Raw genomic sequence first — 11,645 nt, forward strand, 5'->3', positions numbered from 1 at the left:
CAGCGTCTCTTACTTGCGCTGCAAGCTGCCGAGTATCGGGCCGCGGGGGGCTGCCCCCCGCCCGCGCTAAGTTGACTCCCTCATCGACTTTCCTGGCAAGTGGGGGTGCGCGTGGGGGTCTCGGATGACAGGTCGTACAGTGCTCGCCTGTTCGGCCCGTTCACTGTGCTGCGAGGTGATCGTCCGCTCGGCACTGCCGGCGCGGCGCCCGGCCTGACTGCCGCTCGGACGCTGTTGAAGTGGTTTCTGATACACCCCGGCGTACGCTTCTCCCCCGAGGAGCTCGCCGAGGTCATCGCTCCCGGCAGAAGCAATCCACGCAACCGACTGAACCGGACCCTGCACTATCTGAGGGACTACCTCGAACCCGACCGCGAAGGGCGTCCCTCGACATTCATCCACAATACCGATTCAGGCTATCGATTCGACCCTGCAGAACGATGGCAAGTGGACTACTGGCAAGCAAGATTGTTGATCATCAAGGCCCGACAGACTCGAAGCCGCGGTGACGTTGACAACGCGATCCATCAGCTTGAGACGCTCGCCCAGATGGACGCCATGGTGTTCCTGCCCGAGGACATCTACGACGATGCGTTCGCGGAGACCCGAGCGGCCCACGAATCCGCGTGCCACGAGGCCAGGCTGACCCTGCTCAATCTCTACCTGACAACCCAGCGGCTGCCGCAGGCGCTGGCCGGCGGCCTCGCGCTCCTCGACCAGGACCCATATGACGAGTCGGCTGCCGAGGCGGTGGCGGTTGCGCATGCATTGGGCGGCAACCGGATCGCGGCGATCCAGAGTCTGCTCGAGTTTCGCGCCAGGCTGACCGACGACATGCGAATTCGGCCCTCGGACGACTTGCTACGTCTGGAGCATCAACTCCGATCCGGAGCCCCGATCAGGACTGCTCCCGACGGTCGGCCACAGCGCGGCTGACGTCACGAAGCCGATTCCAGTCATCAGGCAGCCCGAGACTCTCAAACGTCTCGCGCATCAGCACCATGAACAGGGCTCCCGACTCGATCATCGATCGCTCGACCAGCCCGAACACCTCGAGGATCACCACGCCGTAGAGTCGCGCCCAAGCAAGCTGGAACAGCCACATCACCGCAGGGCCGTCGGTACCGAGACTGGTGATCATTTCCTGGTCTGTAGATCGTTTCCTGCTCGCCACGAACTCGTGCATCGAGTCATCGACGTTGCTGAGGTCGGGCACCCGGATCAGACCCGACGCCACCAGGGCCATGAAGATCCCGGCGAAGTACGCCGCGAACTGGTCGGATCCGTCCTGCGCGATGCTGGACTGCTCCTGACTCGGCCCCCCCATGTCGGACTGCCCGGACAACAGGCCAGCAAAGATCAACTTGAACTCGGCCACATTGCGCAGGCCCCACTCACGGAAGGCAGTTGCCGACGCGGCTAGCTGGGCTGAGGGGTCACCCTCGTGCGGTGACGCGGCTTCGGACATCGTCTGGATGACGTCCTCGTAGACGCTGCGAGCGATCAGGGCGTGCAGATCGGCGACACTCTCCACATAGCGGTATAGAGCCGATGGGGTCATTCCCATCTCGGTCGCGATAGCTCGCACGGATGCCTCGTCACCACGCTTGAGGAGATCTCTGGCCACGGTGACTATCTCGTCGTATGTTTCGAGGCGCCTGCGGTCTCGCCTCGTCATCCGTTGTCCGTCGCTGGTCAAGCGCACTGCCGTCCCTTCGCTTTACGATTCGACACTAAAGTGAACGCTCTTCACTCAAGATAGCTCATGTCGGCCGTGCGGTCCAGACATTCTACCCGGCGGTAACAGGCGCCGGGCGATCTGAGGAGTGCCCTGGTGAGACCTCAGCGTCTGCTCGCAGCAGCGCGGCAATGTGGTTCACCGCGATCGCGGCCTCACCGAATCCGACCGAGATGAGCCGCACCTTTCCCCGGTAGTCCGACACGTCGCCGACGGCAAACACCCGCTCCAGACTTGTCCGCATGGTCGAGTCCACCAGGATCCGGCGGTTCGCGATCTCCATACCCCAACCAGCCAATGGGCCAAGATCGGCAACGAACCCGAGTGCACACACCAGCGCTTGGGCCGGCCGACGATGACTGCCCCCGGATGCCTCGCTGATCTCGACCGAATCGATCCACTCAACCCCGAGCACCTGGCTCACCTGCGCGTTGGTCAGCACCTGGACGCTGGATCTGAGCAGTCGATCGATACTCGACTCGTGCGCACGGAATCTGGACCGGCGGTGCACCAGCGTGACACTCCTCGCGATCGGTTCGACGTGCAGCGCCCAGTCCACCGCACTGTCGCCACCCCCGGTGATCACCACATCAAGGTCCCGATAGACCTCGGCGTCCTGGACGAAGTACTCCATCCCGCGCCCGAGCCAAGGCGCGGCGGCCGGAAGCTGACGAGGCTGGAATCCCCCGACACCCGCCGACACGAGGACCGCACCCGCCGCGATTACCGCACCGTCGTCCAGGGTGATCAGCAGTCCGCGCTCTCCACGATCGGTCAGCCCGATCGCGGTCCGACCCAGAAGGTAGACCGCCCCAGCCGAGGCAGCCTGCTCTTGGAGGCGGCTGATCAGATCCCGGCCGACGATCGCCGGGAATCCCGCGACATCGAAGATGGCCTTCTCGGGGAACAGCGTGGACACCTGGCCCCCGAGTTCAGTCAGCGAGTCGATCACCACGACGCGCAGGCCGCGGAACCCGGCGTAGAAGGTCGCGTACAGCCCGGCCGGGCCCGCGCCGACCACCACCAGGTCACATTCCCGGCGGACTACCCGCCGATGCCGATTGTCCCTACCCGTCACTGTTCCGCTCACCGATCGGTCCGTCCGGAGCGGTTGTGGCGATCGCGACCGCGCCGCAAAACCCGTCCGGCACCTCGATATCGGTGACCCGGAAGCCAGGTGGTTGGTGCGGTCGTTCGGCAGCACCCACGTGCGGCTCCCGGATGCCGTGCGCGATCCCTACGCCGACGGCCTTGAGTACTGCTTCCTTGCGTGTCCAGCAACGAGCCAACCGCTCGGGTGACGGCCCGATCTGTGCGCGCTCGAGCGGATCCAACTGGCTCAACACGCCCGGAAAGCCGGGACGCAGCACCTGGACATCGACTCCCACCGGCACCTCAGCGACTGCAACCGCCGCCAGCCAATCACTGTGTGAAATCGAGAAGTGCACTGCCGGCGCTCCGGGCAGATCGAGTCGGGGCCGGCCACGCCCTCCCCCACACCTCGGGCACCGCGCCCGAGCGAACCGGAGCGCGGCCGGCGGCGCCTGGACCGTTTCGGCGAGCACCTGGCGCAGGCGTACATGCGCGCCGAGGTAGCCGCTTCGGTGCGAACGTAGCCCAATCCGAGAACTGGCGGCGCGCTCATCCGCCGACAAGCAGCTCAGCATCCGCTCCACATCCCACGTCCTGGCGTCGACCACCTCCAGGTGCCGGAGCGGGGTCATCTCTTGCGCGCCGGCTTGGCACTGTCGCCGACGTGCCGCTCAAACCAATCAAGTAACGGCTGCGCACTGCTCCAGACGGCTCGGACGCGGTCGGCGACCACATCGGTGTGCATCCAACGTGCCCGATCGTACGACTGGATCACGATGGCGCCCTTCCACAACAACTCGGCCGACCTCGGATGATCCTTCGGACAGCCCACCGGCACGCGCTTGTACTGCGGCATGTCACCCGGACCTACCTCCATCGCGTCTGCCGCCAGGTCCGCACGGATCTGATCAAACTCACCTCCGGGACCATCGTTGACCAATGCATCGCGGTAACGGGAAAGTTGATCACTCTCCAGCATCATCGCGCCGGTTGCGACCTTCATCCCCTCCGCAGTCGCCTGCCAGAACGACCCGATACCGCCAACGGCCCTATCGGTGGTGGTGAATCCGACCCAGGTCTTGTACGGCGACTTGTCCTTGGAGAACCGGATGTCGCGGTTCATCCGGAACACCTTGAGTGGGCCGAAGTCCCGCTCCAGTTCATCCTTGAGCGCATCGACGGGGGCCTTCACGCTGTTGTCGTAGATCTTCCGATTGGCATCGAAGTATGCCTTGGAGTTGTCGGCCTCCAACCCTTCGAGGAAGCCAAACAGCTCCGGTGGAAGGCCTTTGAAATCGGACGCGTGGGTAGTGGACTTGGTCATGACACTGCTCCTCCGTCGGATTGGACTCTGCTCATGCCGCCTGTCGCGGCGGGCTCAGACCGAGGCCTCGGCGTACTTGGGGAGCAGTGACAAGAACTGCGGGGGTACCAGGAACGGGTGCACCTCGACGCGCTCCCAGACTTTGTTGACGATGTACGGCTCCTCACGAAGCCACTCATCGATCTCCTCACGGCTGTCGAAGTCCACGATCAGTACGCCGCCTGACAGCTTGCCGGCGCCATCGATGATCGCCCCGCCGAACAGGAATTGCCCTGCCTCCATCATCTTCTCACCCTGCGCCATGTGCTCAGGCCTGATTTTCATGCGTCGCTCGAAGGTTCCAGGAGCTGTCCCGTCATGCGCGATAACTACATGAAGCATGTTCGTTCCTTTCAGTTGGGTGCGGTCAGCCGCGGAGCTGCTGGGCCCAGACCGAGACGATTGTCGGCGTGTAGAGAACGGTCGGACCCGGTTGTTCCATCAGGGCGAATGCCTGCTGAACCTCGGCGTCCGACATGAGACCCGCCTTGACGATCATCGGGGCGAGCTTGGCAAGACTCAGCGACACCGACAGCATCGCGGTTGTTCCGGCCTGTACGGCAGTGAGCTGACAATCAGTGCCCATGACCTGCAGGCCAGTGTCTCGGACCGCGGGCTGCAGGGACATCGCGTACGCGGGATCGGCGCCCATCATGTAGAAGAATGTCTCCAGCGCGGCCGCCGCGCGGGTCAGCGTGGGCGCGGGCGGCTCGACCCGCTGAATGCTGCGGACGTCGGCTTCCTCAACCAGCAGGTACCCTCCCGGCTTCAGTGCGTTCGCGAGCTCCTGAAGAACGCGCTCGCGCTCAGGAAGATGCATCAGCAAGATCTTGGCGTGCACGAGGTCGTATGCTCCGACCTCGAGCGGACATGTGGTGATGTCTTGCTTGATCACCCTCAAGTTCGGGGCATTCAGCCGTTCGAGGTGTGCGGTCTCGATGTCGATCGCCTCGACCAGACCGTAGTGCCCGACCCGGTTGGACAACCATCGAGCCACGCTGCCGGTGCCGGCACCGACCTCGGCGCACCGCCAACCCTCGCTGACCTTGATCGCGTCCTCCAGGTGACGGAAGGTCGCCGGGTCGGTGAGCCGGGCAATGTGGTCCATTCGCTCGCCTTCGGCGCGTACATTGTCAGTCTCAGTCATCGTGATCAACTCCGACCGGGAAGAGCTTCGGCACCTTGAGCGCCAGCATCATGTCGCCCTCGACCTTCAGCTTCCCCGACATGAACTGCCGCATCGGATCGAGACTTCCTTCGGCGACACCGATCCACGTCTGGCTGTCGGTGACGAAGGTGGCGTCAGGACCGTCGACTCCGCCCGGGATCAGTTGTCCCGACCCATTGTCAATCTTGAACGCCCAAAGGCCTGGGTCCTCGTCAGTGATTCGCCATTGGATGGTTCGCTCGAGCTGAGCCGCTTGTTCCCGGTTCAATCGTCCCGCCAGAGATTCGAACAGCTCTTGGACTCTAGTGCCCATTACCCTCTCCTCGCATGCTCGGTCAGTGCAGCGCGCTGACTCCTTGATCAGAAGCTATGCTCGCCGGCTTCACGACCCGTTACGCGAGCTGGAAGAGTCACGCCGCCTGAACCCGCAGGGCAAGCTCGGCGATCTCGTCCGGGACCGCAACACCGAGATCGGCCCGCAGCGCCCGGCAGTACTTCGCCAGACGTTCGGCCGCCGCGGGGGCTCGCCCGTCGCGAAGGTTGCTCTCCACGATCACCGTGGTCGCGAGTTGGTTGTAACGGTCGATCTTCAGCGTGAGGTACGCCGACTCGAGCAGGTCGTGTTCCGATCCCTGACGTGCCTCCAAGATCATCAAACGGGTCAGCGACTGCTGGCACATCTGTCGGTACCGGCGACGATAGGGAGTCAACCAGTCTCCGGCCTCACCATCGAGGAGCGTGCCCTGTGCGACATATCCGGCGACGCGCCGATAGTAGAAGTGGGCGCAGGCCATGTCCCCGGCCCGTTCGCTGGCATGTCCTGCCCGATGGACCTGCTCAAGGTCGGACACATCGGTCCACCACTGCCCGGCGGGATCGAAGCTGTAGATCCTGTTTGAGTGTCGCCGGATGAAGGCCGACTCCTCGCGGCGACCCAGACCCGGTTCGAGCGCTCGCCGCAGAGCGTGCAGGCTCACGTGGAACGAGCTCGCCACCCGCTCGGGATGGTCGTCGGGCCACAACTGATCAGCCAACGCCTCGGCCATCGCCGGCTTGCCAGGATTGAGCAGGAACCAAACCAGGATCTCCCAAGCCCGGCGCCTGGCGATTCGACCCGGTGGCACCGGGTCCCCGTCGGCATACAGCCGCGGCGTGCCAAGCAGGTAGGCGCGAAAACGGGCGGCGTCCTCGATCTCACGTGGATGTGGGTTGTGCTCCATGGTCACTGACCCCCAGAGAAACTGACTGTCACACATGCCTAACTACAGTCACGCATCCTAAGGAAGGCGCGGCTAGTTCACAAGAGCTACGGCTGTAAACTTTTACAATACTGGTTATGACCAGTTAACGGGCATCTCATGGCGTCAGGGGGTTTCGGGCCGAGTAAGTGGTCGGTAAGCCTGCCACCCGACTGTGGCACCACCGGCGTCCTCCGGTCGCCACTCCTTCCAACCTAGGACGATCATGGTTCAAGACGTATGGCAGGCAGGATTCCAGCAACGCCTCAGCGGCCTGATGAACAACGACCCCGAAGTCCGTGACCGCGCACCGAACCAGGACGTCGCTGCGGCGGCCCGCCAACCCGGCCAGAGTCTGGCCCAGGTCGTTGAAGCGATCATGCAGGGTTACGCCGACCGCGACGCCGTCACGGAACGCGCCATCACGATTACCAGTGCGGGCTCACGCCAGCGCTCGACCGATTGCGTCACTCTCAGCTATCGGACGCTGTGGGCCAACGCCCGCGCGGTGGCCTCCGCGTGGCAGCATGCGCCCGCCGGCCCGCGAGCCGGTGACATGCTGTGCTCGGTGGGGAACGGCAGCAACAGTTACGCGACGCTCGAGCTGGCCTGCATCGCCTCAGGTGTGGTATCGGTGCCCCTGATCGTCAACGCAGCGGCGCAGTGGCACGGCATCCTCGGCGAGACCCGGCCGGCGGCGCTGGCCGTCGACGTCGACTTCCTGGACGCGATCGTCCCGGCGATTCTCGCCTCCGAGGCACGGCCGACTTCGGTCTACGTCCTCGACTACCACGACGGTGACCGGGCCGCCCGACACAGCTATCGGCGAGCGACGGCGCGGCTCCATGCCGCCGGAATCGAGGTCGAACCCTTTCAAGACCTGATCGCCCATGGAGCGACGCTTCCGCAGTCCCCCCTTCCGCAGCCCAGGTTGCCGCAACCTGCACCCGATGTCGCCGCGCTGGCACAGATCATCTACACCTCGGGCGCGACCGGCGCTCCCAAGGGCGCATTGTTCACCACGGCGCACCTGGCCGCGATGTGGATCGGCCAGGCCCAGGCGATAATGCCGACGATCGTGACGCATTACATGCCGATGAGTCACGTTGCGGGACGGATGGTGCTCACCGGCGCCCTGGCCCGAGGGGGCACGTGTCATTTCTCCACCGGCAACGACCCGGCCCGGATGTGGGATGACATCGCACGGTCCCGACCGACAGAGTTCTTCCTGATCCCGCGGGTATGCGAGATGATCTTCGATCGGTATCAACGGATGGTGGCCACCTTGGTCGCTGATGGCAAGAATCCGACAGGCGCCGAGGACATCGCGAAGACCCGGCTCCGCGAGGAACTCCTCGGCGGCCGGATCGTCTCCGCGGTCAACGGGAGCGCGCCGCTCGATGTTGATCTTCACGCATTCATGGAGTCCATGCTCGAGGTCCCCGTGCACGATGCGTACGGGTCCACCGAGGCCGGCGGCGTGGTGCTGTTCGACAACAAGATCCAGCGACCACCCGTGCTCGAGTACAAGCTCGTCGACGTTCCAGAACTCGGCTACCACAAGACCGACCTGCCCTACCCGCGCGGTGAGCTGTTGCTCAAGACCGCCTCGATGATCCCGGGCTACCACAACCGGCCCGAGCTCAACGCAGAGATCTTCGACGGCGACGGCTACTACCGTACGGGCGACATCATGGCCGAGACCGGACCGGATGAGCTGAAGTTCGTCGAACGCAAGAACAACGTGCTCAAGCTGTCCCAGGCCGAGTTCGTCGCAGTCTCCACGCTGGAGGCGATATACGGCGCAAGCCCCGACATCCACCAGATCTTCATCTACGGGCGCAGTGGTCGCGCATCGCTGCTGGCCGTGATCGTGCCCAACCCTGCTGACCTGCAGAACCACGACGAATCCGAGCTGCGTGCCCTGCTGGCGCGTTCGCTGCAACAGGCAGCCAGGGCGAAAGGGCTCCACCCCTACGAGATCCCGCGAGACTTCATCATCGAACCCGAGCCCTTCACGGTGGCGAACGGTCTCCTCTCCGGCGTCGCCAAGCCACTGCGGCCGAAACTGTTGCAGCGCTACGCCGAACCGCTGGAGCGGCTGTATGAGAACGTCGGAGCCACGCGGGAGGCCGAGCTGGCCGACCTGCGCCGCTCTGTCGCCAGCCAGCCCGTGCTCGAAACCGTGCAGCGGGCCGCCACGGCCCTGCTCGGCGGCGCAGCCGCATCCTCGAGCGACACGAACTTCGCCGATCTGGGTGGCGACTCGATGGCCGCCTACGAGCTGGCGACTCAACTCAGCGATCTGTTTGACCTCGAGGTGCCGGCAACGATCATTCTCAGTCCCGCCAACGGACTCCAGCAGGTGGCCACCTACATCGAGAACCAGCGAGCCGGCAGCACGACACAAGTGACCGCCAGCACGATCCACGGTGATCGCACGCGAATCTTGGCCAGCGAGCTCACCCTTGACAAGTTCCTCAGCGCCGAACACCTCGCCACCGCCAAGACACTTCCACGTGCGGAAGGCGCTCCGGTGTTCCTGCTCACCGGAGCCAACGGCTACCTCGGTCGCTTCCTTGCCCTCGACCTTCTCAAGAGGGCCCGGAAGACCGCGGGTCGCGTGATCTGTCTGGTCCGCGGAACCGACAACAGCCAAGCACGTCACCGACTCACCACGGCGATGAGCGGCGGCGATCGGGCACTCTCCGAGCTCTATCTGCGACTGGCGCCGGATCACCTCGAAGTGATCACGGGCGATATCAGTCAACCTCGACTGGGTTTGGGCGAGGAGACCTGGACCCGACTCGCCACAGAGGTCACCGACATCGTTCACCCGGGCGCTCTGGTCAATCACGTGCTGCCGTACCAGCAGCTCTTCGGGCCGAACGTCGCCGGGACCGCAGAACTGATCAAGCTCGCCACGACCAACAGCATCAAGCATCTCACCTACCTGTCGACTGTGGGCATCGCCGATCAGATCTCACCCAGAGAGTTCGATGAGGCGAGTGACGTACGCACGATGAGCCCCGCTCGGATCGTCGCGGACCAGTACGCGAACGGGTACGCAAACACCAAGTGGGCCAGCGAGGTTCTGCTACGGGAGGCGTACGACCACTGCGCGGTCCCTGTCACGGTGTTCCGGTCCAACATGATCTTGGCGCACAGCCGCTACATCGGACAGCTCAACCAACCCGACATGTTCACTCGCCTGATCTTCAGCATCCTCATCACCGGCATCGCACCGGACTCGTTCTATCCGCCTGCCGCGGACGGCACACGGAGGCGAGGCCACTTCGACGGCCTGCCGGTGGACTTCACTGCCAACGCAATCGCAGAACTCTCGGTCGGCAGCGGTCACCGGACCTACAACGTGGTGAACCCGAACGACGACGAGATCTCCCTCGACACCTTCATCGACTGGCTGGTCGAGGCCGGACATCCGATCCGCCGAATCCGCGACTACTCCGACTGGGTGCGCCGCCTGGAGATCGGTCTTCGGCAACTTCCGGACGATATCGGACAGCATTCGTTGTTGCCGCTGCTGCACGCGTTCCGGGAACCGGGCCAGCTACCCGAGATCAATGCGCCCGCGCCCGACTTCACGGCGGCGATCACCGAGTCCGACGTAGCCGGGGGCATCATCCCGTCGGTGCAGCCGGCGCTTATCAAGAAGTATGCCGCTGATCTGCGGCATCGGGGACTGCTAGGCGTACCTGGCACGCGGTGAGCTGCTGGCCGTTGCGATGCCGCAGGTCGCCTCGTCCTGAAGCACGAAGCGGCGGGCCCGGTCTCCCGGACCCGCCGCTTCGGCGGTGATCAACGCGACATGGTTGATCAAGCTGCCCCGACCGGGGCGATGATCACTTCAGGGTGACGGTGGCGCCGGCGGCCTCGAGGGCCTCCTTGGCCTTCTCGGCGTCTTCCTTCTTGGCGCCCTCGAGCACGGCCTTGGGGGCCGCCTCGACCAGGTCCTTGGCCTCCTTCAGGCCCAGGCTGGTGATGCCGCGCACCTCCTTGATGACGGCGATCTTCTTGCCACCGTCGGACTCGAGGATGACGTCGAAGGAATCCTTCTCCTCCTCGGCCGGCGCACCGCCGTCGCCGCCCGCGGCAGCGCCCGGGGCGGCGGCAACCGCGACCGGCGCGGCAGCGGTCACCTCGAAGGTGTCCTCGAACAGCTTCACGAACTCGGAGAGCTCGATCAGGGTCATCTCCTTGAAAGCGTCAAGGAGCTCGTCGTTGCTGAGCTTCGCCATGGTGGCGTTCCTTCCTGGTTGTCCCAGCCCGGCCGGTTCGGTCCGGGCGTGAGGTTCGTGGGGTTGGGGTGGTGATTACTCGGCCGCGCCGGACTCGGCCGGCTCGGCTGCGGGCTCCTGCGTGGCGGGCTCGTCGGCGGGCGCCTCGGGCGCGGCCTCCTCGGCCGGCGCCTCCGCCGCGGGCGCCGCACCGGCGCCGGCGATCAGGTCGGGGTTCGCCTCGGCCGCGGTCTGCAGGGCACCCAGGGCACGGGCGGCCTGCGACAGCGGGGCGGCGAACAGCGACACGGCGTTCGACAGGGCGCCCTTCATGCCACCCGCGAGCTTGGCGAGCAGAACCTCGCGCGACTCCAGGTTGGCGAGCTGGGTGACCTGCGCGGCGTCGAGGACACGACCGTCCATGACGCCACCCTTGAGCACCAGGAGCGGGTTTGCCTTGGCGAAGTCGCGCAGGCCCTTGGCCACCGTGGCCACGTCACCGTTGATGAACGCGATGGCGGTCGGGCCGACGAGCTGCTCGTCCAGGCCCTCGATGCCGGCGTCCTTCGCGGCACGCTGGGTCAGCGTGTTCTTCGTCACGGCGTAGCTGGCGTCATCACCGAGCGAGCGCCGAAGATCCTTCAGCGCCGACACGGAGAGTCCGCGGTACTCGGTGAGCACGACGGCAGTGGAATCGGCGAAACGCTTCGCCAGCTCCTCGACCGTGGCCACCTTGTCTGGCCTCGCCATGGGTCTCCCTTCCGGTTTCTGCCCATCCGGTTCGATGGGTACGCCTGGACCGGCCCCA

12 protein-coding genes are annotated in these 11,645 nt (G+C 65.0%); 2 read left to right on the forward strand and 10 right to left on the reverse strand.

Going from position 1 to position 11,645, the window contains the following annotated elements:
- The first annotated feature begins 111 nt into the window (after nt 1–111).
- Nucleotides 112–936, forward strand: a complete 825-nt coding sequence (locus tag GGQ54_RS16895) for a BTAD domain-containing putative transcriptional regulator (protein WP_179444460.1) — start codon at nt 112–114, stop codon at nt 934–936.
- On the opposite strand, the gene GGQ54_RS05380 is transcribed toward GGQ54_RS16895, so the two are convergent.
- From GGQ54_RS05380 to GGQ54_RS05415, 8 genes are all read right to left on the reverse strand, one after another.
- A complete protein-coding gene (locus GGQ54_RS05380; RefSeq protein WP_179444461.1) occupies nt 899–1,705 on the reverse strand; it encodes a WHG domain-containing protein in 807 nt (268 codons plus the stop codon). The two genes, GGQ54_RS16895 and GGQ54_RS05380, sit on opposite strands and share 38 nt — an antisense overlap.
- A gap of 85 nt (nt 1,706–1,790) precedes the next feature.
- Nucleotides 1,791–2,762 (reverse strand): NAD(P)/FAD-dependent oxidoreductase, encoded by a 972-nt coding sequence (locus GGQ54_RS05385; protein ID WP_343045859.1) that lies wholly within the window; start codon nt 2,760–2,762, stop codon nt 1,791–1,793.
- A 43-nt stretch (nt 2,763–2,805) separates the two neighbouring features.
- Complete coding sequence (locus tag GGQ54_RS17575; RefSeq protein ID WP_179444462.1) at nt 2,806–3,186, reverse strand: 4'-phosphopantetheinyl transferase superfamily protein; 381 nt, start codon at nt 3,184–3,186, stop codon at nt 2,806–2,808.
- Nucleotides 3,187–3,458: 272 nt separating this feature from the next.
- Nucleotides 3,459–4,154 (reverse strand): DUF2461 domain-containing protein, encoded by a 696-nt coding sequence (locus tag GGQ54_RS05395; protein ID WP_179444463.1) that lies wholly within the window; start codon nt 4,152–4,154, stop codon nt 3,459–3,461.
- A gap of 54 nt (nt 4,155–4,208) precedes the next feature.
- A complete protein-coding gene (locus tag GGQ54_RS05400; protein ID WP_179444464.1) occupies nt 4,209–4,535 on the reverse strand; it encodes a YciI family protein in 327 nt (108 codons plus the stop codon).
- Nucleotides 4,536–4,560: 25 nt separating this feature from the next.
- On the reverse strand, nt 4,561–5,340 hold the full coding sequence (locus GGQ54_RS05405) for a class I SAM-dependent methyltransferase (RefSeq protein WP_179444465.1): 780 nt from the start codon (nt 5,338–5,340) through the stop codon (nt 4,561–4,563).
- Complete coding sequence (locus tag GGQ54_RS05410) at nt 5,333–5,674, reverse strand: SCP2 sterol-binding domain-containing protein (RefSeq protein WP_179444466.1); 342 nt, start codon at nt 5,672–5,674, stop codon at nt 5,333–5,335. Before GGQ54_RS05410 ends, GGQ54_RS05405 begins: the two co-directional genes overlap by 8 nt.
- A gap of 97 nt (nt 5,675–5,771) precedes the next feature.
- A complete protein-coding gene (locus tag GGQ54_RS05415; protein ID WP_179444467.1) occupies nt 5,772–6,587 on the reverse strand; it encodes an AfsR/SARP family transcriptional regulator in 816 nt (271 codons plus the stop codon).
- A 238-nt stretch (nt 6,588–6,825) separates the two neighbouring features.
- Here GGQ54_RS05415 and car point away from each other — a divergent pair, with 238 nt between their 5' ends.
- Complete coding sequence (car, locus tag GGQ54_RS05420; protein WP_218843714.1) at nt 6,826–10,329, forward strand: carboxylic acid reductase; 3,504 nt, start codon at nt 6,826–6,828, stop codon at nt 10,327–10,329.
- Between the two features lie 133 nt (nt 10,330–10,462).
- Here the strand turns inward: car and rplL are convergent, their stop codons facing one another.
- Both rplL and rplJ read right to left on the reverse strand, forming a co-directional pair.
- Nucleotides 10,463–10,858: a 50S ribosomal protein L7/L12 gene (rplL, locus tag GGQ54_RS05425; protein ID WP_179444468.1), complete on the reverse strand. Its 396-nt coding sequence runs from the start codon at nt 10,856–10,858 to the stop codon at nt 10,463–10,465.
- A gap of 75 nt (nt 10,859–10,933) precedes the next feature.
- Entirely contained in the window at nt 10,934–11,587 is a 654-nt protein-coding gene (gene rplJ, locus GGQ54_RS05430; RefSeq protein ID WP_179444469.1) for a 50S ribosomal protein L10, read from the reverse strand.
- Nucleotides 11,588–11,645: the final 58 nt, after the last annotated feature.

This window comes from Naumannella cuiyingiana (assembly GCF_013408305.1).
Taxonomy (GTDB): Bacteria; Actinomycetota; Actinomycetes; order Propionibacteriales; family Propionibacteriaceae; genus Naumannella; species Naumannella cuiyingiana.